Below are 25264 nucleotides of genomic sequence, written 5' to 3' on the forward strand. Positions count from 1 at the left end.
GCGACTCGCCTGACCTGGCTTTATCCGGCTATTTCATATCCAGCAGATGGCCCATCTTGGCGGCTTTCGTCGCCAGATAGCGTTCATTCTTCGGGTTGCGGCCGACCAGTAGCGGCACCCGCTCGACGATATTAATGCCGGCTTCATTGAGGATTTTTACTTTTTGCGGATTATTGGTCAGCAGTCGGACTTCATCAATACCCAGCAGCTTGAACATGTCCGCACATAATGTGAAGTCGCGCTCGTCGGCGGCAAAGCCCAACTGGTGATTCGCTTCAACGGTATCCGCGCCCAAATCCTGCAACGCATAGGCGCGAATTTTATTCAGCAAACCAATATTGCGGCCTTCCTGCCGGTGATACAGCAGGACGCCGCGGCTTTCTTCGGCGATATGGCTCAGGGCGGCTTCAAGCTGAAAACCACAGTCACAACGCAGGCTAAACAATGCATCACCTGTCAGGCATTCAGAGTGCACCCGCGCCAGAACCGGGATCGGGCCGGAAATATCACCATAAACCAATGCGAGGTGATCGTGTCCTGTGGCTAATTCTTCAAATCCCACCATCAGGAAATCGCCCCAGGGGGTGGGTAATTTGGCATCTGCCACCCGTTTTAGCTGCATGTTATTCTCCAAAAAACAAAAATGCTGACGCGCATCCTACTGCCGGATTGGGGTCTTGACCAGCAAAAAGCCATAGCTGAAAAGTTAGGGCATTGCACTCGCCGATCGTGTTCAGGCGGCTCAAGAATTTTACGGCGATGTTCGCTCATTGACGAAACCGGGAGCTATTTTACGCCATACTGACCGTTGATGTCGGTTTTTCTGATAGAATTGTGAAAATATTGTTTCAGTCATCACACTGAATTATAGGAAGAAATGATGTACGAAATCGCCAGACGGACCACTATCGGTGCGGCATTTCTGCTGCTAATGCCATTGATTATTTGGGCTAGCGGATGGCAGTGGCAACCGAAAGATAGCGGGCTATGGTTGCGGATGTTGTTCTGGACGACAGAGACGGTGACGTCGCCGTGGGGCATTTTAACCAGCACGATATTAAGCGTCTGGTTTCTGTGGTGCTTGCGATTTCGACTGAAACCGGCGCTCGGCCTGCTGGCGATCATGATTATCACGGTTCTGATCGGCCAGGGGATGAAGTCGGCGATCAAAGAGTGGGTGCAGGAGTCGCGTCCGTTCGTCGTCTGGCTGGAAAAAAATCACCAGATCGACGAAGGCTACTTCTATTCTCTGCCGCGCAAGGAGCGCTCGGCGCTGGTAAAAAACCAACTGCAAGACGAAGCGCAGATCCCCCAATGGCTGCGTCATCACTGGCAGTTTGAAACCGGGTTCGCTTTTCCGTCCGGGCATACGATGTTCGCCGCCACCTGGGCGTTGCTGGGCGTCGGATTGTTGTGGGCGCGCCGGCATTACAAAACGGTGGTGGTTTTAATGTTGTGGGCGAGCGCGGTGATGGGAAGTCGTCTGGTATTGGGGATGCATTGGCCGCAGGATCTGGTGGTTGCCACGCTGATAAGCTGGTTGCTGGTGATCGTTGCCTGCTGGCTGGCCCAGCGCTGGTGCGGCCCGCTTTCGCTGCGACGTGAAGAAATCGCCGAGCAGCAACAGGATGACGCTTCTCAGAGGAAAGCGTAAATCGCCCAAACGGCGCATTATGCGCCTTAATACTCTTCTGAATCTCCGCGGATGACCGGCCGTCATCCGCCTGCGTACCGCTCAATTCCCGCCTTACTCTGCGTTGAATCACAAATGTAAACAATTTGTGAGCTGCTTCGCTATTCCTGTTTTTACCATTGGACAATTTCCATTTTGCTTGCAAAACTCCATTTGAATGTTAATTCAATATTGAATATATATTCAATGAGAGGAATAATAATGAAACCTTACCTACTGAAACCCTGCCTGACGGCGATCATGCTTTCCCTTTCCGCCGCTGCCTATGCGGCCGACAACGGGCTGATTGCCATTATTACGCCATCCCACGATAACCCTTTTTTTAAAGCCGAGGCGGAAGGCGCCAAGGCCAAGGCCACTGAATTGGGTTACACCACCCTGGTCGCTTCCCACGATGATGACGTGAGCAAGCAAAACCAGCTGATTGAAACGGCGATTGCCCGCAAGGCCAAAGCCATCGTGCTGGATAACGCCGGCGCCGATGCCACCATCGGGCCGTTGAAAAAAGCCAAAGCGGCGGGAATACCGGCCTTTCTCATCGATCGCGAGATTAATGAAACCGGCGTCGCGGTGGCGCAGATTGTTTCCAATAACTATCAGGGCGCGCAGCTTGGCGCCGAGAAGTTTGTTGAATTGATGGGGCAAAAAGGCAAATACGTGGAATTGATCGGCCGTGAGTCAGACACCAACGCGCACGTTCGTTCCCAGGGCTATCACGACGTGATCGATGAATACCAGGATCTGAAGATGGTTGCCCGGCAGACCGCCAACTGGAGCCAGACCGAAGCTTTCAACCGAATGGAAGCCATCCTACAGGCTAATCCGGATATCACCGGGGTCATTTCCGGCAACGACACCATGGCGCTGGGCGCCGAAGCGGCGCTAAAGGCGGCGGGGCGGCATGATGTCATTGTGGTGGGGTTTGACGGCAGCGACTACGTGCGCGATTCCATTATCAATAAAGGCAACATCAAGGCGACGGTGCTGCAACCCGGCTGGGAGCAGGCCCAGATGGCGGTGGAACAGGCCGACTATTACCTGAAGAACGGTAAAGCCCAGCATGACGAAAAGCAGTTGATGGACTGCATTCTGATTGATGAATCCAACGCCGGCAAGCTCAATACCTTTGCGTTGAAACCCTAAGCGCGCGGCAACCGTAAAAAGGACTGACCGGGGGGCGTAAGCGCCCCGCGTCAGGCAAGCTGCGACATCGCATAACATTAGGAGCCATTATGCAGCGTTATCAACGATGCCGTACCGGGTGGATCGGCCTGTGCGCGCTGTTGCTGTCGGCCTGTACGGTGGTGGATCTGGATGAAAACGGCAAACCGATTATCCCCGCAGATCCGTCCGCGACCCCGAGCTACAGCAACATGACGCCGGATACTATTGCGACCGAACTCTGGCAGCCGAAGCTGCTGCCGCTGGCGCAGGAACAGGCGCTGAGTTGGGATGAACTGAAAAAGTTGCAGGCATCGCTAACGGGCAGCGCCGGCAAAGCGGTGTATGCGCGGTTTCAGGGGCAGGTGGTGAAAATCGATCGTCAAGGCCGTGAAGGACGGCTGGAGATCGGCGTGCAGGGCGAGACGGTTGTGTTGCAACTGGGGCCTATCGTCAAGGGCAATGCGCTTCGCGATGCCGCCGGATTCATTCGCTTTGAGGATTTTAAAAATCAGGTGCAGTTCGCCCAGTTGGCGCGTTCGCTGAATAAAAAGGCCATCGAGAATTTGCCGGTTATTGATGACGGCTGGCAGGGAAAAGATATCCGGGTGCTTGCCGCGTTAAGGCTGACCGTGCAGGGCATCAGCGACGCGGTGGCGCTCGAATTGCTCCCGCCCGAATCTTCTGGGGAGGCGCAGTAAATGACTCAGAAACCGGATATTGTTATGGCTACCCGCGGGGTCACGATGCTGTTTCCCGGCACCAAAGCGCTGGATAACGTGGATTACAACGTCTATCGCGGCAAGGTGAATGTGATCATCGGGGAGAACGGCGCGGGCAAATCGACGCTGATGAAAATACTGGCCGGCGTTCAGCAGCCGACCGCCGGCCAGATCCTGCTGAACGGCGAGGTGGTTCGTATCGCCAATACCCGCGATGCGGCGGCCAAAGGCATCGGCATGGTGCATCAGGAGCTGAACCTGTCTGAAAACCTCACCGTGGCGGAGAACATTTTTCTTGGGCGGGAGATTCAGAAAGGGCTGGGGCCCATCGATTACCGGCAACAGGAGAAAATCGCCGCACAGCTGATGGCGCGCCTCGATCAGGATATATCGCCCCGCACCGAGGTGGCCGGCCTGAAAGTGGGGCAGCAGCAGTTGGTGGAAATCGCCAAGGCGCTGGCCGAACAGGCCGATATTCTGATTCTGGATGAGCCTACCTCGGCATTGAGTAAAACCGAAGTGGACATTCTGTTTCGGGTGATCCGCGAACTTACCCGGCAAAACGTCTCCATTATCTATATTTCCCACCGTCTGGAAGAACTGATGGCCATTGGCGATTACATCACCATTTTGCGCGATGGCCGTTTTCAGGCGGAAGCGGCGGTCAGTGAAATCGACGTGCCGTGGATCATTCGGGAGATGCTGGGAGGCGATCCGGTATCCAGTTTCCTCCAGCCGGGGAGGACTTTTGGCGCGCCGGTACTGGAAGCGGAACACATCACCTGCCTCAACGATGCGGGCAACAAAGTGGTCAACGATGTCTCCTTTGTGGTGAGAGAGGGTGAAATCGTTGGCGTTTACGGTCTGATGGGGGCCGGACGCACCGAACTGTTCGAGTGTCTGCTGGGAACGCAGCATGACTATCTGGGCAAGATTTACCTCGATAGCAAACCGGTGCATACGCGTCTATCCACCGCCCAGCGCATCCGCATGGGCATGAGCCTGGTGCCGGAAGACCGCAAAAAAACCGGCATTTTCCCCTTATCGTCGGTGGCCTCCAACCTGACCATCGCCAGCTTATGGCGGCGGCTGAAATACGGTATGGCGATATTTCACCAGGAGGAAGAGAAAGTGGTCGCCAGCACTATCGGCAGACTGGGTATCAAGGTTTCCTCGCCGCAGGTGGAGATTCAGGCGCTGAGCGGCGGCAATCAGCAGAAAGTGGTTATCGGCCGCTCGCTGCTGACCAGCCCCAAGATCCTGTTGCTGGATGAGCCGACCCGCGGAATCGACGTGGGCGCAAAGGCCGACGTGTTTGAGATGATGGTCAAACTGTCGGAGCAGGGGATCGGCGTACTGTTTTCCACCTCGGACCTGAAGGAAATCATGGCGGTATCAGATCGTATTCTGGTGATGTCGAACGGCAAACTGACGGCGAATATTGTTCGTCAGTCCGCCAGCGAGTCGGCATTGGTTTCGGCAAGTGCACAAGGGTTCTGACAATGAAAACGACTAACCTTCCGGCGGCGTCCGGCGCGCTATTACCCGGCAAGTTCGTACGCTCGCGGGAGAACATGCTTTTATTGATCCTCAGGTTGCGCACTTTTATCGCGCTGTTCCTGATTCTCGGCTTTTTCGCCTTGACCGTTCCGGGTTTTCTGGCGACCGGCAGCCTGATCATTATGGTCAAACACATCGCCATCAATGCGTTTCTGGCGCTGGGGATCACCTTCGTCATCATCACCGCCGGCATCGACCTATCGATAGGCGCAACGCTGGGGCTATGCGGCATGATCGCCGGCTATATGATTACCCAGGGGATCGTACTGCCGATGTTCGGCGTCGCCATTTTCCCCAGCGTATGGGTGATTGTGCCGGTGGTATTGCTGATCGGCGCCTTTATCGGGGCGATTAACGGCTGGATCATCACCCGTTACAACGTGGCGCCGTTCATTTGTACCCTGGGTACGATGTACATCGTACGCGGCGCCGCCATGCTGATTTCCGGCGGTGAAACTTTTCCGGGATTAGCGGGAAATCCCCAACTGGGCAATACCGGTTTTGAGCTGATCGGCGCGGGCACGATCCTCGGCCTCCCGTTTGCCATCTGGCTGATGTTCGTGCTGGCGCTGATTATCGCCTATGTGGCTCGCCGTCTGCCGTTCGGCCGCCATGTTTACGCCATTGGCGATAACGAACGCGCCGCCGAGCTATCCGGGGTGAAAGTGCGCCAGGTAAAAGTCTGGGTATACACCATTTCAGGTTTCTGCGCCGCCATTGCCGGGATTGTGGTTTCTTCCCAACTGGTCGCCAGCCATCCGGCCACCGGGACGGCGTTTGAAATGAACGCCATCGCCGCGGTGGTGCTTGGCGGAACCTCGCTGGCCGGAGGAAGGGGAACGATACTGGGAACGCTGATCGGCGCTTTTGTCATCGGCATTCTGGCGGATGGCCTGGTGATGATGGGGGTAAGTGAATTCTGGCAGATGGTGATTAAAGGCATTGTGATTATTGTGGCGGTCATCATTGACCAGATGCAAAACCGCATGCAGCACAAAGCGGCGATTGTATCGCAAAAGGTAGCAGCGGAAGGGGCGTAGCGGTCTGGCATCGCTATGCCGCCAGTGGCTGCTCAGCAAGTGGGAGGAGGCAGTTGGTGAGCGCGCCAGATCGGGAATGCTGTTTTTTTTGTTTGTTGTGGAATAAATATTCGAATTTGAGTAAAAATTCAAGGCGAGGTGAGGTATGAATCCGTATGCATTGTCGGTGGAGGCGCTGACGCGAAAAGCCCGCGCCATTCGTCGCCGAATCATTAATCTGAATGCCAACAGCCCGGCGGGCGGCCATACCGGAGCCGACCTTTCACAGGTTGAAATCCTGACGGCGCTTTACTTCCGTATTCTGAACTGCGCGCCGGACCGTCTTCAGGACCCGCAGCGGGACATCTATATCCAGTCCAAGGGACACGCGGTGGGAGGGTATTACTGTTGCCTGGCGGAAGCGGGTTTTTTCCCTGAATCCTGGCTGGCGACTTATCAGCACCCGGACTCGCATTTGCCGGGACATCCGGTGAAGTACAAGACGCCGGGGATCGAGCTGAACACCGGTGCGCTGGGTCACGGCCTGCCGGTTTCCGTGGGGATCGCGCTGGCGGCGAAACGGGACAACAGCCCGCGGCGGGTATTTGTGGTGACCGGCGACGGTGAGCTGGCCGAAGGCAGCAACTGGGAGGCGGCCCTGGCGGCGGCGCATTACCAACTGGATAACCTGGTCATCATCAACGACAAGAACAAGTTGCAACTGGCCGGCGCCACCTGTTCCATCATGAACACCGACCCGCTGGCGGATAAATGGCGCGCTTTCGGCCTGAACGTCACCGAATGCGCCGGCAATGATATGCGGTCGGTAGTGGAGACGCTGGAGAACCTGCCCGCTAACGGTAAACCCAACGTGGTGATCGCCAATACGGAAAAAGGCGCGGGCGTCTCCTTTATTCAGGGGCGCGCGGAATGGCATCACCGGGTGCCGAAAGGCGAAGAAATCGCGCTGGCGTTGGAGGAGTTAAAAGATGAATAACGCGGAACATCTGGCCAGTGTGATGGTCGAGCAATTTATTAAAGCGGTTGAGCGGGGCATCGATCTGGTGCCGGTGGTGGCCGACTCTACCTCCACCGCGAAAATCGCCCCTTTTATTAAGCGATTCCCCGAACGTATCGTCAACGTGGGGATTGCGGAGCAAACCATGGTGGGAGCGGCGGTGGGGCTTTCCATCGGCGGTAAGGTGGCGGTGACCTGTAACGCCGCGCCGTTTTTGATTTCGCGCGCCAATGAACAGGTCAAGGTCGATGTCTGTTACAACAACAGCAACGTCAAGCTGTTCGGGTTGAACGCCGGATGCAGCTATGGCCCGCTCGCCAGTACCCATCACAGTATCGATGATATCGCGATACTGCGGGGTTTTGGCAACATTGAAATCTATGCGCCGTCCAGCCCCGAAGAGTGCCGCCAGATTATCGACTATGCCCTGGAGCATCAGGGGCCGGTGTATATCCGCCTTGACGGCAAACCGTTACCGGCACTGCACGATCGGCATTACCGCTTTGCGCCGGGGCAGATCGATGTGCTGCGTACGGGCCGCGATATCACGCTGCTCGGGCTGGGGTCTACCGTGCACGAAGTGGTTGCCGCCGCTGAGTTACTGGCGGAAAAAGGCATCGCTGCTACGGTGGTCAACCTTTCTTCGGTACGGCCGTGCGACACTCGCCGACTGCTTGAAATTCTGCGCACGGCGCCGCGCGTCATCACCGTTGAAGAGCATAACGTCAACGGCGGGGCGGGCAGTCTGGTGGCCGAGGTCTTGGCGGAAGCGGGCAGCGGCATTTCCCTGTTGCGCCTGGGTATTCCTGACGGCCAGTATGCGATAGCGGCGGATCGGGCGGCGATGCGCGCGCACCACGGCCTGGATGCGTCAGGCATTGTGCAGGCGGCGCAACGTCTCTGTCCGGGAGCCTAATCATGTTTACACCGGTTATTTTGGCAATAGACGAAGGCACGACTAATGCTAAAGCGGTCGCGGTAGATGCCCAGGGAAATATTCTGTCCAAGGCGGCGGTCGCCTTGCAGATCGCCCACCCAGAGCCGGGACGGGCGGAGCAGGACGCCATGGCTATCTGGCACGCTGTTTGCCAGGCGGTGGAGGGCTGTCTGTCATCGCTGAACCGGGTGCAGGTGGCGGGTATCGCCATCAGCAATCAGCGTGAGTCGGTGCTGATTTGGGAAAGGCGTTCCGGACGGCCGCTGACGCCATTGGTCAGTTGGCAGGATCGCCGTTCAGAACGTTTTTGCCAGGCCTTGCAGGGCGGCGCCGAAGAAAAGCTGATCGAAGCCCGCACCGGTCTGCCGCTGGATCCGCTGTTCCCGGCGGCCAAAATCCACAGCATGCTGGCCGAGTTGCCGGACGGCGTGTCCCGCGCCGCCCATGGCGAATTATGCATCGGAACCGTTGACTGCTGGCTTAACTGGCAGCTCAGCGGCGGCCAGGCCTACTCGACGGATTACTCCAATGCCGCCCGCACCCAGCTTTTCGATATTCACCGCCAATGCTGGGATGAAGATCTGCTGGCGCTTTTCGCCATTCCCAGCGTATGTCTTCCCGCGGTGACGCTTTCGGCGGCGCTGCATGGGCATACCGCGCTGACGGAAATAAAAGGGTTGGCGGCCGGCATACCGATCGTCGCGCTGATTGGCGATTCCCACGCCGCATTATACGGACAGGGGATCAATCAAAGCGGCGCCATCAAGGCCACCTATGGCACCGGCTCGTCGTTGATGACCACCATCGCCGGCCCGCACGCTCACTCCAGCGGATTAAGCACCACTATCGCCTGGCACGACGGCGAGCTGCGCTATGCGCTGGAAGGAAACATTACCCATACCGGCTCCGGCTTTGCCTGGATAGGCAAGATGCTGGGCATTCCTTCCGTCGCGCAGTTGACGGAACTGGCTTTGAGCGCGACGTCGGCGCAAGGGGTGTTTTTCGTCCCGGCGTTATCGGGACTCGGGGCGCCGCACTGGGATACCCATGCCCGCGGTCTGCTCTGCGGCCTGACCGACGCAACCACGCCGGCAACCATCGCCAGAGCGGGGTTGGAGGCGATTGCCTACCAGATCGCCGATGTTTTTTTTGCCATGGAGCAGGCGGCGCAATGCACGTTGCCGGCACTGCGCGTAGACGGCGGCGCCACGCAAAACCGCTGGCTGATGCAATTTCAGGCCGATCTGCTGCAACGTCCCCTTATCCGCAATCATAACGCCGAGGTCTCGGCGCTGGGGGCGGCCTATCTGGGGGGCAAAACGCTGGGATGGTGGCGTGACGGCGAGCAAATCGCCGCCTTGCCGCGAGAAGTGGAGTTTATCGAACCGCGGGCGCCGCATGGGGCGCTCCAGGAGAGTTATGCGCAGTGGCAGACGGCGGTGGCCCGCGCTCGTTTCACCCGGTCTCTTTGATATGCCAGGCGACAATACCTGTGCCTGGCTGATTACTAATAAATGAGGACGACTTAATTATGGCAACCTACACCTATCCTGAATTCGGCGCCGGTTTATGGCATTTCGCCAACTACATCGATCGTTACGCCGTCGATGGCTATGGTCCGGCGCTGAGTACGCTGGATCAGATTAAAGCGGCGAAAGAAGTCGGCGAACTCTCTTACGTCGATTTACCTTATCCGTTCACGCCCGGCGTCACGCTGGCGGAAGTAAAAGATGCTCTGAAAGACGCCGGGTTAAAAGCGATTGGCATCACGCCGGAAATCTATCTGCGGAAATGGTCGCGCGGCGCGTTTACCAACCCCGATCCTGCGGCACGGGCGGCGGCCTTTGAACTGATGCACGAGTCGGCCGGCATTGTGCGTGAATTGGGGGCGAACTACGTCAAAGTCTGGCCGGGACAGGATGGCTGGGACTATCCGTTTCAGGTAAGCCATAAAAATCTGTGGAAACTGGCGGTCGACGGCATGCGCGATCTGGCCGGCGCCAACCCGGACGTAAAATTCGCCATCGAATATAAACCGCGTGAACCGCGCGTCAAAATGACCTGGGACTCCGCCGCCCGTACATTACTGGGTATCGAAGATATCGGTCTGGATAACGTCGGCGTGCTGCTGGATTTCGGACACGCGCTGTACGGCGGCGAATCTCCCGCCGACTCCGCTCAGTTAATCATCGATCGCGGCCGCTTATTCGGCATGGACGTCAATGATAATCTGCGCGGCTGGGACGATGACCTGGTGGTCGGCACCGTGCATATGACCGAAATTTTCGAATTCTTCTACGTATTAAAAATCAATAACTGGCAGGGCGTCTGGCAATTGGATCAGTTCCCATTCCGCGAAAACCATGTCGAAGCCGCCCGACTATCGATCCGTTTTCTGAAACACATCTATCGGGCGCTGGATAAACTCGATATTTCCGCGTTGCAGGCGGCGCAGGAAGCGCAGGATGCCTTGCGGGCGCAGCGTATCGTACAGGATGCGCTGCTCTCGTCGATCAATGTCGACGAGTAGGGGATAAACCGCCCGCCGGGCTCCTCCGGCGGGCAATCAGTTCTGAATTACACCAGCGTTTCGGCCGTAAGCCTGTCGGTGATCAGCACGTCAATATAGTTGCCCGTTAACGCGCCCTGAATGGCGGCGCTCTTGTCCACGCCGCCGGCCAGGGCGACCACCCGCGGACAACTGCGCAACTGCGGCAGCGCCATGCCGATAACCGGATCTTCCCCATCCTGCAATACCGGTTCCCCCCGCGCGTTATAGTAGTGCAGACACAGGTCGCCCACCGCGCCGCGCTGCGCCAATAAATGCAGCATTTCCTCGTGGTAATAGTTGCCGGAATTTTTTAACAACTGCGACGGCTCCAGTACGCCAATGCCAACCAGGGCCAGACTGACATCGCTGAATTTGTCGACCACGCTGGACACTTCATCGCTGGTAATCAGCCGGGTGCGGTCTTCCACCGAGCGTTCTATACTTTGCGCCGGCAGCAGATAGGCCGGGCAGTTTAGCAGGTTGGCCAGGGTTTGCGTCAGGATGGTGGCCTGCACATTGCCGTTGGGGCCGACGCCGCCGAGTAATTGAATCACGCCACGCGCCTTGGTGCCGAGCGGGTGGAGATTATCCACCATCGCGCGCAGCGTGCTGCTCCATGATGAGATACCCACCAGATCGTCGGGGCGGATACTGGTCTGTAGATAATGGGCCGCCGCCGAACCAATGGCCTGTTTCACCTGAGAAAGGTTGGCAGTATCGGCTACATCGACCACAATTGCCTGGTCGATGGCATAGCGTTTCTGAATGGCCGATTCCAGTGCCATAAACATATTGGGGGGCTGAACCACGCTGATTTTGACCACCCCCTCTTTAACCGAGCGGGTAAGGGCGCGTGATACAAAAGATTGTGACAAATGGAGGGAGTCGGCAATTTCTGATTGTTTCATCCCTTCGCTATAATAGAGCGTGGCGATCTTGACCAACAGTCGCTGTTCGTCCTGTTTTGACATGTTTATCCCTCCGGTTGACGCGCGCCTATCATTTTTATTCAGCTTGGAATAAATAACAAGCACAGGCGCTAGTCGCGGCATACGGCAGGGACGCGATTTCCCAGCCGGCGGGGGAAATGGTAATTTAATGGGGTTTATCGCCAAAATTTGGCATAATTCATTTAGTTAATAGGAAATCACAGGAAAGAAAACGTGAAATATTTGCTGATTTTTTTACTCGTGCTGGCGATATTCATCATTTCTGTCACACTGGGTGCGCACAACGATCAGGTGATTACGTTTAATTATCTGCTGGCGCAAGGGGAGTATCGTATATCGACGCTGCTTGCCACATTGTTCGCGCTGGGATTTATTCTTGGCTGGGTGATTTGTGGCCTGTTTTATTTGCGTCAGCGCATTGCGTTAGGCCGTGCTCAACGTAAAATCAAGCGCCTGGAGCAACAACTTTCAGTCTCGAATGAGGAAAGCGTGACGCCAGTACAGCCAGCCACCCACTAAGGAATCATTTTCTATGTTAGAACTGCTGTTTCTGTTGCTGCCAGTAGCCGCCGCATACGGCTGGTACATGGGCCGCAGAAGTGCGCAGCAGGATAAGGATCAAGAGTCTAACCGCCTGTCACGCGAGTACGTAACAGGGGTAAACTTTCTGCTATCCGACCAACAGGATAAAGCCGTCGAGCTGTTTCTCGACATGCTCAAGGATGACAGTAATACCTTTGAGGCACATCTCACGCTCGGCAATCTGTTTCGCTCACGCGGCGAAGTCGATCGCGCTATTCGTATTCATCAGGCATTGACGGAAAGCACCTCTCTCTCCTTTGAGCAGCGCTTGCTGGCGGTGCAGCAGCTTGGCCGGGACTATATGGCCGCGGGGCTGTACGATCGGGCCGAAGAGATTTTCAACCAACTGGTGGACGAAGAAGATTTCCGCCGCGGCGCGCTACAGCAGCTTTTGCTGATTCATCAGGCGACCAGCGACTGGTTAAACGCCATCGAGGTGGCGGAAAAACTGGTCAAAATGGGTGAGCATCAACTCCGGGTGGAAATCGCCCATTTTTACTGTGAGCAGGCGTTACTCGCCATGGGGAGCGACGATCTGGACAAAGCGCTGGCGCTGTTGAAGAAAGGGGCGGTGGCGGATAAGCAGTGCGCCCGCGTATCAATAATGATGGGGCGAATTTACATGGCGCAAGCGCAATACGCCCGCGCCGTCGATTCGTTGCAACAGGTGCTCGATCAGGACAACGAACTGGTCAGCGAGACACTATCGATGTTGCAAGAGTGCTATCAGCATCTACAGCAGCCTCAGGCCTGGGCCGAGTTTCTGAAACGTTGTGTGGAGGAAAACTCCGGCGCGACGGCGGAACTGATGCTGGCCGATATCCTTGAGCAACAGCAGGGGGCGGAAGCGGCGCAGATCTATATTACTCGTCAGCTTGAGCGGCACCCGACGATGCGGGTCTTTCATCGGCTGATGGATGTTCACCTTAATGAAGCAGAGGACGGCCGGGCAAAAGAGAGCCTGCTGGTTCTGCGCGACATGGTGGGTGAGCAAATCCGCACCAAACCTCGCTACAGTTGCCGCAAATGCGGTTTCTCCTCTCAATCGTTATATTGGCATTGTCCTTCCTGCCGCAGTTGGGCAAGCATTAAACCTATCCGTGGACTAGACGGTCAATGACCGCGCCGTCGCATCACGCTGTGTACGGCGCAGTGCATTCATTCGTTACTCTCAATTTAGTTACAACATACTATATTAATAACACAACTTGCCGTTCCAATCGCTATCATTGATGGTATCCGCTGAACAGGCGGCTGGGATTTCGGCGGCAGGGCATGTAAAATGCGGCGGGAATTTTGAACGCGAATAATGACTTGGCAACAGCAACGGGTGACACGTGAAAAACGAAAACAGAAAAGAGAACCGTCGGGCCGCATCATCTCCGATTATTGTGGCGCTGGACTATGCCGATCGACAGTCTGCGTTGTCGTTTGTTGACCGAATTGATGCTCAGGATTGCCGGTTAAAGGTGGGCAAAGAAATGTTCACGCTATTTGGCCCGGATTTTGTTCGTGAGTTGCAGCAGCGCGGTTTTGATGTCTTTCTCGATCTCAAGTTTCATGATATCCCGAATACCGTCGCGCATGCCGTTGCCGCCGCGGCCGATTTGGGAGTATGGATGGTGAATGTCCATGCCAGCGGAGGGTCAAGAATGATGATGGCGGCGCAAGACGCGTTATTGCCATTCGGTGATGACGCGCCATTATTGACCGCCGTTACGGTGCTGACCAGTATGGAAGAGGACGATCTGCGGGCTTTGGGCATCACGGCCAGCCCGGCGGAGCAGGCGGAAAGGTTGGCGCTGCTGGCGTATAACTGCGGTCTTGATGGCGTGGTCTGTTCCGCGCATGAAGCCGAACGTCTGAAACAGGTCTGCGGGGAGTCCTTCAAATTGGTCACCCCGGGGATCCGTCCCGCCGGCAGCGATGTCGGCGATCAGCGCCGCATTATGACGCCGGTTCAGGCGCAGAGCGCCGGTGTGGATTATATAGTGATCGGCCGTCCGATCACCCAGTCCGCCGATCCGGCGCAAACGTTGCGTGATATCCGCGCTTCGCTGGTCAGCGGAGCGTAAGTGATGAACCGTAACGACAATAGCCATTTAGTATATTCCACCGAAACCGGACGTATTAAGCCGGCGGAAGAGAAGGTTGCCCGCTCCCCGGGCGACGGTATCGTCCGTATTCAGCGCCAGACCAGCGGGCGCAAAGGTAAAGGCGTTTGCGTAATAAGCGGTATCGATCTGGATAACGGAGCACTGGATAAGCTGGCGGCTGAACTAAAGAAAAAGTGTGGCTGTGGCGGCTCGGTGAAAGACGGCGTGATTGAAATTCAGGGGGATAAACGCGACTTATTGAAACAACTGCTGGAAGCCAAAGGAATGAAAGTCAAGCTGGCTGGCGGGTAAGCTGGACGGCGAATAACAGCAGGCCCAGAAAAAACGCTCTGACGCCTGCTGTCAGCGAATTCGTTAGTCGACCTGACGGCCGATAATGCCCCCGATGGCCGCGCCACCCAATGTACCCAGCGTGCCGCCGTCGGTCAGGATAGCGCCACCCACCGCACCGGCGCCCGCGCCAATGGCAGTGTTACGGTCTCGCTTAGACATATTTGAACAGCCAGCTAACGCCACTGTCAGCGCAATAGCTAAAACTGAAGTAGCAAACCGCTTATTTACTTTCATATTGTTCCCCTTTCTACTCTTGGCCTCACTTTTTCAAGTGAATAAAATATCGTACTGCCACTTTTTCACGGTATTAAATAAACAGACCGCGCCTTCCTTTCTCTGCTGGTCAGTATAATCATCGGTAAAAACCGTAACAGGTAAAAAATCTTAATTCCCTAACGTTACGATAACGATAGCAATATTTGGTAAAATAGTTTGTTTTTTAGACACACAAATAAAAATAAATAGCGTCTTACAGCAGAACGCTGCCGGATCTTTAGCGATTTAGCCCATAGCGACGGCAGCAGGCGGTCGGGAGAATGGCGTGATATCCATTCATAGGGGCAGACGATGTTAGATGAACTTAAGCAACAGGTATTGGAAGCCAATCTGGCATTGCCGCGGCATCATCTGGTGACGTTTACCTGGGGTAATGTCAGCGCCGTAGACAAACGGAGCGGTCTGCTGGTGATTAAACCGTCAGGCGTGGAATATACCGCCATGAAGGCCGATGACATGGTGGTGGTGGAACTGGAAAGCGGCAAAATTATTGAAGGGACGAAAAAGCCGTCTTCCGATACCGATACTCATCGCGTGCTGTACCTGGCGTTTCCTGAGATCGGCGGCATTGTCCACACCCATTCCCGCCATGCCACCATCTGGGCTCAGTCGGGTAAAGATATCCCGGCCTGGGGAACCACCCATGCGGATTATTTTTATGGCGCCATCCCCTGCACGCGTTTAATGACCGATGAGGAAATTAACGGCCGCTATGAATGGGAAACCGGCAAGGTGATTGTCGAAACCTTTCATTCCCGCCAACTTTCCCCGATGGCTATTCCCGCAGTGCTAGTGAACGCGCATGGGCCGTTTACCTGGGGAAACGATGCCGATAACGCAGTGCATAACGCCGTCGTGCTGGAGGAAGTGGCCTATATGGGGATGTTTTCACGTCAGTTAACGCCTGAGCTGAATGTGATGCAGCAAACGCTGCTGGATAAACACTATCTGCGCAAGCATGGTAAAAACGCCTACTACGGGCAATAACCCGGTTGAAAAAATCCCTCCGTTGCGGAGGGATTTTGATGCTGAACGGTCGGATTTCGAACCGGCTGATTAACTGCGATGCGCATCCTCACGAAACATCACCGGCGTTTCCTGCGCGGTCGGTGTTTCGCTGTTCAGGGCGCGACGGATAACGAACAGCGCCGATATCAGCATCGTAATGGCGACCAGCATAAAGAAACCGCACAGCGCGGCGTTAATCTGGTTACTGAATACGATGGTTTCCATATCCTTAATGGTTTTAGCCGGGGCAATCAACGTGCCTTGCTCAATGCCGGCAGAGAAACGTCTGGCCTGCGCCAAAAAGCCGATGTTGGCCTGCTCATGGAAAATCTTCTGCCAGCCGGCGGTCATGGAGGTAATGAACAACCAGATCGTCGGAAGGATAGTGACCCAGGCATAGCGCTGCTTTTTCATCTTGAACAGTACGACGGTGCCAAGGATCAACGCCATGGACGCCAGCATCTGGTTACCGATACCGAACAGCGGCCACAGCGTATTGATCCCGCCCAGCGGATCGATAACGCCCTGGTAAACGAAGAATCCCCAGCCTGATACCGCGACAGTCGTCCCGGCCAGATTGCCTAACCACGAATGGCTGTTTGCCAGTCTGGGGATCACCACGCCCACCAGATCCTGCACCATAAAACGACAGGCCCGGGTGCCGGCATCCACGGCGGTCAGGATAAACAGCGCTTCAAACAGAATGGCGAAGTGATACCAGAAAGCCATCATTGCCCGACTGTTAAATATTTCGGTAATGATATACGCCATTCCCACGGCGAAGGTCGGGGCGCCGCCGGCACGGGACAGCACCGAGGCTTCGCCCACGTCGGCGGCAATGGCGGAAAGCGCTTCCGGCGTAATGACAAAGCCCCAGCTATTAATCACCTGCGAGGCGCTTTCCACCGTGGTGCCAATCAAGGCCGCAGGGGAGTTCATCGCGAAATAGACGCCGGGTTCGATGACCGAGGCGCAGATTAACGCCATGATGGCGACAAAGGATTCCATCAGCATGGCGCCGTAGCCGATAAACCGGATATGGCTTTCACGCTCCACCAGTTTTGGCGTCGTACCGCTGGACACCAGCGCATGGAAGCCGGAAATCGCGCCGCAGGCAATGGTAATAAACAGGAAAGGGAACAGACTGCCGGAGAACACCGGGCCGCTGCCGTCGATAAAGCGGGAAACGGCGGGCATTTTCATTTCCGGCATGGCGAAGACGATACCGACAGCCAGCCCGACAATCACCCCGATTTTCAGGAAGGTTGAGAGATAATCACGCGGCGCCAGCAGCAGCCAGACCGGCAGCACGGAGGCGATAAAACCGTAGATCACCAACGCCCAGGTCAGCGATGTCCCTTTTAAGGTGAAGAACGGCCCCCAGTAGGGATGAGCCGCGATGTTGCCGCCATAAACAATCGCCAGCATCATCAGTACAAAACCAATAATCGATACTTCAGCGATTTTCCCCGGGCGCAGGAAACGCATATAAACGCCCATAAACAACGCAATCGGAATGGTGGCGGCAATGGTGAATAATCCCCAGGGACTATCCGCCAGCGCTTTTACCACCACCAAGGCCAGCGCCGACAGGATGATGATCATCACGCCCAATGCCCCAAGCATGGTAATCACGCCGGCAAAGGCGCCCAGCTCTTGCTTGGCCATTTCCCCCAGAGAGCGGCCGTCACGGCGGGTAGAAATAAACAGCACCAGAAAATCCTGCACCGCCCCGGCCAGCATGACGCCAACTAAAATCCAGATCGTACCGGGCAGAAACCCCATTTGAGCGGCCAGGATCGGGCCAACCAACGGCCCGGCGCCGGCAATGGCGGCAAAGTGGTGGCCGAACAGCACCCATTTATTGGTAGGAACGTAGTCCAGACCGTCATTATGGCGTTCTGCCGGCGTCAGGCGTCGGTCGTCAAGCTCAAAGACTTTTTTAGCGATAAACAGACTGTAGAAACGATAGGCAATGCTGTAACAGGCTACCGATGCAACAACCAACCACACGGCATTGACGTGCTCACCGCGGCTAAGGGCCAGCATGGCGAAAGCGGTTGCTCCCGCCAGACCGACCAGCAGCCAGATCACGATGCTCTTGACGTTATTCATAACCACAGCTCCTTCATTATTCAGGAAGATGTTAGCGCGAGTGTTAATGCAATTTAACAATAGTGGGTTTAATGGCGAAGAGAAGCGGCTGGATAAGAAAATGTGAGCAACAATAAGTTTTTGTAAAGAAATTTAAAGACTAAACCGCTGTTGACCGGGCAAAGGGGGCTATAAAGGCCTTTATGCCGCCGATCCGTTGCGGATCGGCGGCACAGAGGCGATTAGGCGGCCGGTTTGGCGATAATACTGCGGGTTTCGAGGCGCACCTCGGCAATAACCACATCCAGGGTATCGCCCTGACGATAAACCGCTTCACCTTTGATCAACACGGTTCCGGTGTCCTGGCTGCACACCAGCTCATCGCGCACGGCGTGAATAAAGGAGGAGGGGATAAACGCCACCGCGCCGTTGTCCAGCAGGCGAACGCGCAGGCCGCCGCGGGTAACATCCATGATTTCCGCCGGGAAGCGAGTAGAGGTTCCCGCCTTATCCTTAAGAAAACGGGCGTACAGCCAGTCGCCGACGTCTCGTTCCGCCATGCGGTTAAGACGGCGACGCTCCGATAGCTGCACGGTTATTTCATCCTGCGGTTTTTCCGCCGTCTGTCCGGCGATCACCGCCTTCAGCAACCGATGGTTGACCATATCGCCGTATTTACGAATCGGGGACGTCCAGGTGGCGTAGGCTTCCAGGCCCAAACCAAAATGCGGCCCCGGCGTAGTGCTGACTTCGGCGAAAGACTGGAAACGACGAATACGGCTATCCAGAAACTGGGTGGGTTGCGCATCCAGTTCGCGGCGCAGGGCGCAAAAACCGTCAAGCGTCAGTAACGCCTGCGCATCGGCCTGAATACCGTGCGTATCTAAAACGGCGACGGCTTGTTCGACGGACGCCGGATCGAAACCGTTATGGACGTTATAGATACCAAAACCCAGTTTGTCGCGCAGCACAATGGCGGCGCAGACGTTAGCGGCGATCATCGCCTCTTCGACGATGCGATTGGCGATACGTCGCGGCTCAACGACGATATCCAGCACTTCGCCTTTTTCGCCCAGCAGGAAGCGATAATCCGGGCGATCCTTGAACACCAGCGCGTTGGCGGTGCGCCATGCGTTACGGGACAGACAAACGCGATGCAACAAGCGGATCTGCTCGGCAATCGCCGCGGAAGACGGCTGCCATTCACCCGCTTGTTCCAGCCAGTCGGAGACCTCGTCATAGACCAGCTTGGCTTTGGATTCGATCCAGGCGGCAAAGAAGTGGATATCATTACCCAGCGAACCGTCGGCGGCGATGGTGACGCGGCAGGCGAGAACCGGGCGGCGCTCATCGGCGCGCAGCGAACAGATATCATCTGACAATTGGCGCGGCAGCATCGGAATATTGAAGCCGGGCAGGTAATTGGTGAACGCGCGCTGGCGGGCGATGTTATCCAGTTCGCTGCCTGCTTCAACGTACGCCGTGGGATCGGCAATGGCGATAGTCAGCAGCAGCGAGCCGTCGCCCTTGTCCTGCACATACAACGCATCATCCATATCTTCGGTGCTGGCGCTGTCGATGGTAACGAAACTCAACGCGGTAAGATCTTCGCGTACCAGCGCGCCATCGTTGAGTTCGGCGGCATCGGCATCGGGGGCGGCGCGCTCCAGATTGTGTCGTGACAGTGTCACCCACCACGGCGCCAGCGGATCGTCGCCGGTGGTGATGTATTGGGTCAATTCAGCATGAAAACCGCGATCGCCCTTCAGCGGGTGGCGACGCATTTCAGCCACCGCCCAGTCACCATCCTGAAACGTATGACCGAGGTCGCGGGCGGGACGGCAACCGATGGCCTCTTTCAGTAACGGATGGTCGGGAATAATGGATAAACGATCGTCTTTTTTCTGCACGCGGCCGACAAAGCGGCTCAGGAAAGGTTCAATCAGCGTTTCCGGTTCAGCAATTTCACGCTCTTTTTCGGTGTGCAGCGTGGCGGTGATGCGGTCGCCGTGCATCACTTTTTTCATGTGCGGCGGGGGAATGAAATAGCTTTTTTGCGCATCAGCTTCAAGAAAGCCAAATCCTTTGTCGGTGCCTTTGACGACACCTTCGACTCGTGGCGTCTGAGAGTGAAGTTGCTGTTTTAGCTGTGCAAGCAGCGGATTATCTTGAAACATAGCGTCCAGAAATACGGTTATAAGTAGCTCGATTAGCGGCAGACAGTTTTACGCGAATCAGCGGCCGGCGGCAAGCCCGATGTGCGGATGATCCGGCGCGCTGCGCCGCCGGATATGACGGCGATTTTACGCGGTTGTGATGTTTTTCAGCGCCTTCGACTGCAGGTCGGCCAGCGGCAGGTTTGCGCGAACGCGCCCAACATCAGATAAGACGGCGTTTCTTCTTAAAATGTGACCAAACGCAGATTCTTGATCTTTTGTCTAGTTGTATAGACAAATCTTGCCGTTTTCCGGCTATTACTTAATCAATGCCGAAAAACAGGAAGGGTAGATGATGAAAGATCTTGGCAATAAAGTTCATGCTTTTGGTAAAGCGCTGATGATGCCGATTTCGGTGATCGCCGCCGCCGGGATTTTTTTAGGGCTGGCGGCAGCGATGCAAAACCCGGCCGTCACCGGCGATGCCTTTGCGGATATGCAAATTCCGCAATTGATCATTGGGTTTATCCGCCAGATTGCCGGGGCGCTGTTTGCCAACCTGCCGCTGTTTTTTGCCGTTGCCAGCGCGATTGGTCTGGCGAATGCGGAAAAGCCCACGGCGGCCTTTGCCGCGGTGATCGGCTTTATTTCCATGCACGTCGGGGTAAAGGCGACGCTTACCGCACAAAACCTGACGCCCGTCACCACGTCCATTGATGCGCTGACTGCGGCAGGCATGGATCACACCGCCGCGCTGATGTATGCCGCCGAATTTACCCAAACGCTGGGCATCTTCACCTATAACATGAGCGTGCTGGGCGGAGTGATTGCCGGGGTGATCACGGTGCTGTTGCACAACCGCTTCTACACCATTGAATTACCGACGGCCATCAGCTTTTTTGGCGGGCGACGCTTTGTGCCGATCATTACCGTGGTGTGCCTGCCGTTAGTCGGCATCGGGCTGGCGACCATCGATAACCAAACGGTGGTGGGCGCGCTGAATATCTTTAATGCGTCGTTGACGCATCCGGGGATGGTCAGTGACGAGACCATTCGCGGGGCGACCACCTTTCTGGCGCAGGGCAAAATCCCGATCATGATGTTTGGTCTGCCCGGCGCCGCGCTGGCGATGTATCACTGTGCGCGTCCGCAGCATAAAAAACGGGTGAAAGCGCTGGTGCTGGCCGGGGCGCTGGCCTCATTCACCACCGGCATCACCGAACCGCTGGAGTTCTGCTTTATCTTCGTCTCTCCGCTGTTATATCTAATCCATGCCGCGCTGAGCGGGCTGTCTTTTATGCTGATGTCGATGTTGCATCTGATGATCGGCAACATTCAGGGCGGAGCGATTGATCTGGTGGTATTCGGCATACTGGGCGGGTTGGAAACGCGCTGGTGGTATGCCGTGTTGCTGGGGTTAATTTACTTTCTGGCCTACTACTTCGCTTTCAGGTTCATTATCCGGCGCATGAACGTCGAGACGCCCGGGCGGGAATCCGAGGAGCACGCGCCGGAAACTCAGCCGATCAGCGCCGACCAGCGCACGAAAGATATCATTACCGGACTGGGCGGAGAGAACAATATCACCGACGTGGATTGCTGCTTTACCCGCCTTCGCGTACAGGTGAAAGACATGACGCTGGTGGTGGACAAGACGTTGATGTCCACCGGCGCGAACGGTATCAACCGGGTTAACGAGCATAATATTCAGGTTATTTACGGCCCGAAAGTGGAAAAAATCGCCAGTGACGTCAAAATTGCGCTTGGCGTGACAGGGTAACGTTATTTGAACCGGACAAAACAGGAAATGGCTATGACGAAGACGTACAGCATGGTGATTGTCGGTGGCGGATCAACCTGGACGCCGGGTTTGTTGAAAGCATTATGTAAACGGCAGGCGACCTTTCCGCTCAAGCGCGTGGTGATGTTTGACGTCAACGCCGGGCGGCAGGCGGTGATTGGCGATTTTGCCCGACTGCTGTTCAGTGAGGAATATCCGCAACTCGATTTCTCCTATACCACCGATGTGGACGAAGCGTTTCGGGAGGTGGATTTCGTTTTCTGCCAGATGCGCACCGGCGGTTATGACATGCGGGAAAAGGATGAAAAAATTCCGTTGTCGCTGGGGGTGATTGGACAGGAAACCTGCGGCCCGGGCGGTTTTGCCTATGGGATGCGCTCTATCGGCGACATGATTGAACTGGTGCAGAACGTGCGTAGTCGTTCACCCGATGCGTGGATCCTGAACTACACCAATCCGGCGGCGATCGTCGCCGATGCGCTGCGGGTAAAATTTCCCCACGATCGGCGCATCCTCAATATCTGCGATCAGCCGGTCAATTTGCTGCGTTCTTACGCTCGTTTGTTGGGACGCGAGGCTAATGAGTTCGAACCGGTCTATTTTGGTCTGAACCATTTCGGCTGGTTTACCCATCTGTATGACCGGGAAGGGACGGATCTGCTGCCGCGGTTAAAAGAGATTATCCTCAACCAGGGATTTAAACCGGCGGACGCGGAACAGCGGGATCGCTCCTGGCTGGATACCTATGCGGTGGTTGCCGACATGATGCGGGATTTCCCGGATTTTCTGCCGAACACCTATCTGCAATATTATCTCTATCCCGACTATAAGCTCAGCAAGCTGGATCCGAACTTTACCCGCGCCAACGAGGTGATGGCCGGAAGAGAGAAGCGGGTGTTTGAAACCTGCCGCGCCGCGGTGAAAGCCGGCACCACAAAAGACGCCAGCGTGGTGCATAACGATGCGCACGGCGACATGATTGTCGAAGTCGCCGAGTCTATCGCCTACAACCAGCATCGTATATTTGTGGTGATCGTGGAAAACAATGGCCTGATAAACAATCTGGATGACAGTGCGATGGTGGAAGTGGCCGCCACGTTAGGCAGCAACGGGCCGCGGGCTTATGGCGTCGGCAATATTCCCACCTTTTACAAGGGGATGATCGAACAACAGTTCGCCTATGAACGGCTGACGGTTGAAGCCTGGTTTGAGGGTTCTTACCACAAGGCGCTACAGGCGCTGACCCTCAATCGGTTGGTGGTGGATGCCAAAAAGGCCCGTAAGGTGCTGGATGCCTTGATAGAAGCGAACAAAGGCTATTGGCCGGCGCTGAAGTAGTCGCGAAACAGGTTATAGCGCCAGCAACGGGCGCGGCGGCGCATCAAGCGTAAAGGTATAGTGCCGCTGGTTGTAGTAGACATTCGACAGTTCGAATGGCACGCCGTTGGCGAAAAATGCGATCACGCTGGCGCGCAGCACCGGTTCATCACGCGCCAGCCCCAGCGCTTCCCGTATTTCCGACGCGGGAAGTTCGGCAAAGATCTGCTTGCGGCTGCCGACGGCGTCATAGCCTTTTGATTTGAGGTAAGCATACTTGGACTGGCTGAGATCCTGCTCTTGCAGATCGGGGAACAGCGCCTGATTCATCCACGATTGTTCATAGACAAACGGCGTGCCGTCAATCAGGCGCAGGCGAACCATATACAGAACCGGCGCGGATTCAGGCAGTTGCAGCGCGCTGGCCACCTCAGGACTGGCCGTCTGCCGGGAAAAGTGCAGCAGATGATTGACGATCTTACGCTGGGCGCTGCTGGCGACCTCGCTGGACGTCAGGTGTTGATCGAGCGGCAACTGCACCTTGACGCGGGTATCCGGCTGGGCGACAAAGGTGCCGCGGCCGCGAAAACGCTCGACCAACCCCTGCCTGACCAGATAATCCACCGCTTTGCGCGCCGTCATCCGTGAAACCTGATATTGCTGACACATTTCCGCCTCGGTGGGCAGCGGATCGCCGGGCTTCAGCACATTCTCACGGATCTGGCGGCCCAGAATCTGCTCGATTTGCAGATAAAAAGGGACAAAGGAATGCTTATCAATCATCTCATCTTTCTCCCGTTGGTTCGCCTGTCCGGTCTATAGTATAGACGGGCAGTTATCTATACAAGCAGGCGGCGGCGACCCTGCGCGCATAAAAAAACACGCCGTGATGGCGTGTCAGACCGTTGACAAAGCTCGTTATTAGGGAGAGCGTGGCGAGGGGCCGTAGCGGCGTAAGCCGCCGGAGCGCCCCTCGGTACGGTAGGCCCGGGTATCTCGGGCTTACAAACGACTTTGTCAGCAACCTCACACGCCGTGATGGCGTGTTTTTTAACCCGACGGACAAATTTAGGCGCCGTTTCCGGCAAAACCCTTAATTATCCAGATCGCCCATGGCGGCGATGTTGAAACCGCCGTCGACGTGCAGAACTTCACCGGAGATGCCGGCTGCTAAATCAGAGCACAGGAAGGCCGCAGAGTTACCGACGTCTTCGATGGTGACGACGCGGCGGATTGGCGTTACGGCTTCACAGTGAGCCAGCATTTTCTTGAAGTTTTTAATGCCTGACGCGGCCAGCGTACGGATCGGGCCGGCGGATATGGCGTTAACACGCACGCCTTGCGCACCCATGGCATTCGCCATATAACGCACGTTCGCTTCCAGAGAGGCTTTGGCCAGGCCCATCACGTTATAGTTCGGGATAGCGCGCTCTGCGCCCAGATAGGACAGGGTAACCAGCGCGGAATTCGGGTTCAGCATTTTACGGCAGGCTTTCGCCATCGCCACGAAGCTATAAGAGCTGATGTCATGGGAGACGCTGAAACCTTCACGGGTGACGGCGTCGACATAGTCGCCGTCAAGCTGGTCGGCCGGCGCGTAAGCGATGGAGTGAACGAAACCATCAAAGTTAGGCCAGACGTTGGCCAGTTCGACAAACAGCGCTTCAATACTTGCATCTTCAGCGACATCACACGGCAGAACAATGCTGGAACCCAATTCGCTGGCAAAGCCTTCAACGCGAGATTTCAGTTTATCGTTCTGATAGGTGAACGCCAGTTCGGCGCCTTCGCGGTGCATCGCCTGTGCGATACCGAATGCAATGGAACGGTTACTGGCAACACCAGTTACCAGAATGCGCTTGCCGGTAAGAAAACCCATAGCAGTAATCCTTGTGATCATTGTTGCTGCGCTCATCAATGTTGAAATAAGTCGTTAATGATGAGCGGGATGAATAAACCGGCCGATTCT

At 56.0% G+C, this 25264-nt stretch carries 23 protein-coding genes; 16 read left to right on the forward strand and 7 right to left on the reverse strand.

What is annotated here, in order from left to right; translation table 11 throughout:
- Positions 1–28: 28 nt before the first annotated feature.
- Complete coding sequence (gene ribA, locus HOY33_RS06240) at positions 29–622, reverse strand: GTP cyclohydrolase II (RefSeq protein ID WP_172289335.1); 594 nt, start codon at positions 620–622, stop codon at positions 29–31.
- A gap of 258 nt (positions 623–880) precedes the next feature.
- On the opposite strand from ribA, the gene pgpB reads away from it, so the two are divergent.
- The 9 genes from pgpB to HOY33_RS06285 all read left to right on the forward strand — a co-directional run bounded on the left by pgpB (position 881) and on the right by HOY33_RS06285 (position 10640).
- Entirely contained in the window at positions 881–1654 is a 774-nt protein-coding gene (gene pgpB / locus HOY33_RS06245) for a phosphatidylglycerophosphatase B (RefSeq protein WP_172289336.1), read from the forward strand.
- A 240-nt stretch (positions 1655–1894) separates the two neighbouring features.
- A complete protein-coding gene (locus HOY33_RS06250) occupies positions 1895–2836 on the forward strand; it encodes a D-ribose ABC transporter substrate-binding protein (protein ID WP_172289337.1) in 942 nt (313 codons plus the stop codon).
- A gap of 89 nt (positions 2837–2925) precedes the next feature.
- Positions 2926–3555, forward strand: coding sequence for a DUF2291 family protein (locus tag HOY33_RS06255; RefSeq protein WP_172289338.1), 630 nt, complete (start codon positions 2926–2928; stop codon positions 3553–3555).
- Positions 3556–5076 (forward strand): sugar ABC transporter ATP-binding protein, encoded by a 1521-nt coding sequence (locus tag HOY33_RS06260; RefSeq protein WP_172289339.1) that lies wholly within the window; start codon positions 3556–3558, stop codon positions 5074–5076.
- Between the two features lie 2 nt (positions 5077–5078).
- Positions 5079–6176 carry an ABC transporter permease gene (locus tag HOY33_RS06265; protein WP_172289340.1) on the forward strand — a complete coding sequence of 366 codons (1098 nt, stop codon included), beginning with the start codon at positions 5079–5081 and terminating at the stop codon, positions 6174–6176.
- A 145-nt stretch (positions 6177–6321) separates the two neighbouring features.
- Positions 6322–7152: a transketolase gene (locus tag HOY33_RS06270; RefSeq protein WP_172289341.1), complete on the forward strand. Its 831-nt coding sequence runs from the start codon at positions 6322–6324 to the stop codon at positions 7150–7152.
- A complete protein-coding gene (locus HOY33_RS06275) occupies positions 7145–8089 on the forward strand; it encodes a transketolase family protein (protein WP_172289342.1) in 945 nt (314 codons plus the stop codon). Before HOY33_RS06270 ends, HOY33_RS06275 begins: the two co-directional genes overlap by 8 nt.
- A gap of 2 nt (positions 8090–8091) precedes the next feature.
- Positions 8092–9582 (forward strand): FGGY family carbohydrate kinase, encoded by a 1491-nt coding sequence (locus HOY33_RS06280; protein WP_172289343.1) that lies wholly within the window; start codon positions 8092–8094, stop codon positions 9580–9582.
- Between the two features lie 59 nt (positions 9583–9641).
- On the forward strand, positions 9642–10640 hold the full coding sequence (locus HOY33_RS06285) for a sugar phosphate isomerase/epimerase (protein ID WP_172289344.1): 999 nt from the start codon (positions 9642–9644) through the stop codon (positions 10638–10640).
- A 47-nt stretch (positions 10641–10687) separates the two neighbouring features.
- Here the strand turns inward: HOY33_RS06285 and HOY33_RS06290 are convergent, their stop codons facing one another.
- On the reverse strand, positions 10688–11632 hold the full coding sequence (locus tag HOY33_RS06290) for a sugar-binding transcriptional regulator (protein ID WP_172289345.1): 945 nt from the start codon (positions 11630–11632) through the stop codon (positions 10688–10690).
- A gap of 192 nt (positions 11633–11824) precedes the next feature.
- Between HOY33_RS06290 and HOY33_RS06295 the strand changes: the two genes are divergently transcribed.
- From HOY33_RS06295 to yciH, 4 genes are all read left to right on the forward strand, one after another.
- Positions 11825–12130, forward strand: coding sequence for a LapA family protein (locus HOY33_RS06295; protein WP_172289346.1), 306 nt, complete (start codon positions 11825–11827; stop codon positions 12128–12130).
- A gap of 13 nt (positions 12131–12143) precedes the next feature.
- Positions 12144–13313: a lipopolysaccharide assembly protein LapB gene (gene lapB, locus HOY33_RS06300; RefSeq protein WP_172289347.1), complete on the forward strand. Its 1170-nt coding sequence runs from the start codon at positions 12144–12146 to the stop codon at positions 13311–13313.
- Positions 13314–13530: 217 nt separating this feature from the next.
- Positions 13531–14268 carry an orotidine-5'-phosphate decarboxylase gene (gene pyrF, locus HOY33_RS06305; RefSeq protein ID WP_172289348.1) on the forward strand — a complete coding sequence of 246 codons (738 nt, stop codon included), beginning with the start codon at positions 13531–13533 and terminating at the stop codon, positions 14266–14268.
- Positions 14269–14271: 3 nt separating this feature from the next.
- Positions 14272–14601, forward strand: a complete 330-nt coding sequence (gene yciH, locus HOY33_RS06310; RefSeq protein ID WP_172289468.1) for a stress response translation initiation inhibitor YciH — start codon at positions 14272–14274, stop codon at positions 14599–14601.
- Positions 14602–14664: 63 nt separating this feature from the next.
- Here yciH and osmB read toward each other — a convergent pair whose 3' ends face one another.
- Complete coding sequence (gene osmB / locus HOY33_RS06315; RefSeq protein ID WP_172289349.1) at positions 14665–14877, reverse strand: osmotically-inducible lipoprotein OsmB; 213 nt, start codon at positions 14875–14877, stop codon at positions 14665–14667.
- Positions 14878–15210: 333 nt separating this feature from the next.
- On the opposite strand from osmB, the gene araD reads away from it, so the two are divergent.
- Complete coding sequence (gene araD / locus HOY33_RS06320; RefSeq protein ID WP_172289350.1) at positions 15211–15906, forward strand: L-ribulose-5-phosphate 4-epimerase; 696 nt, start codon at positions 15211–15213, stop codon at positions 15904–15906.
- A 69-nt stretch (positions 15907–15975) separates the two neighbouring features.
- Here araD and HOY33_RS06325 read toward each other — a convergent pair whose 3' ends face one another.
- Both HOY33_RS06325 and HOY33_RS06330 read right to left on the reverse strand, forming a co-directional pair.
- Positions 15976–18042 (reverse strand): carbon starvation CstA family protein, encoded by a 2067-nt coding sequence (locus HOY33_RS06325; protein WP_172289351.1) that lies wholly within the window; start codon positions 18040–18042, stop codon positions 15976–15978.
- Between the two features lie 221 nt (positions 18043–18263).
- Complete coding sequence (locus tag HOY33_RS06330) at positions 18264–20198, reverse strand: exoribonuclease II (protein WP_172289352.1); 1935 nt, start codon at positions 20196–20198, stop codon at positions 18264–18266.
- A 334-nt stretch (positions 20199–20532) separates the two neighbouring features.
- Here HOY33_RS06330 and HOY33_RS06335 point away from each other — a divergent pair, with 334 nt between their 5' ends.
- Both HOY33_RS06335 and HOY33_RS06340 read left to right on the forward strand, forming a co-directional pair.
- The gene (locus HOY33_RS06335; protein ID WP_172289469.1) at positions 20533–21957 is read left to right on the forward strand and encodes a PTS transporter subunit EIIC; all 1425 of its coding nucleotides are present in this window, start codon (positions 20533–20535) and stop codon (positions 21955–21957) included.
- 33 nt (positions 21958–21990) lie between these two features.
- A complete protein-coding gene (locus tag HOY33_RS06340; protein WP_172289353.1) occupies positions 21991–23316 on the forward strand; it encodes a 6-phospho-alpha-glucosidase in 1326 nt (441 codons plus the stop codon).
- A 12-nt stretch (positions 23317–23328) separates the two neighbouring features.
- Here the strand turns inward: HOY33_RS06340 and HOY33_RS06345 are convergent, their stop codons facing one another.
- Both HOY33_RS06345 and fabI read right to left on the reverse strand, forming a co-directional pair.
- The gene (locus tag HOY33_RS06345; RefSeq protein WP_172289354.1) at positions 23329–24078 is read right to left on the reverse strand and encodes a GntR family transcriptional regulator; all 750 of its coding nucleotides are present in this window, start codon (positions 24076–24078) and stop codon (positions 23329–23331) included.
- Between the two features lie 310 nt (positions 24079–24388).
- Positions 24389–25174, reverse strand: a complete 786-nt coding sequence (gene fabI / locus HOY33_RS06350) for an enoyl-ACP reductase FabI (protein WP_172289355.1) — start codon at positions 25172–25174, stop codon at positions 24389–24391.
- Positions 25175–25264: the final 90 nt, after the last annotated feature.

Source organism: Brenneria sp. hezel4-2-4 (assembly GCF_013155275.1).
Lineage (GTDB): Bacteria > Pseudomonadota > Gammaproteobacteria > Enterobacterales > Enterobacteriaceae > Brenneria.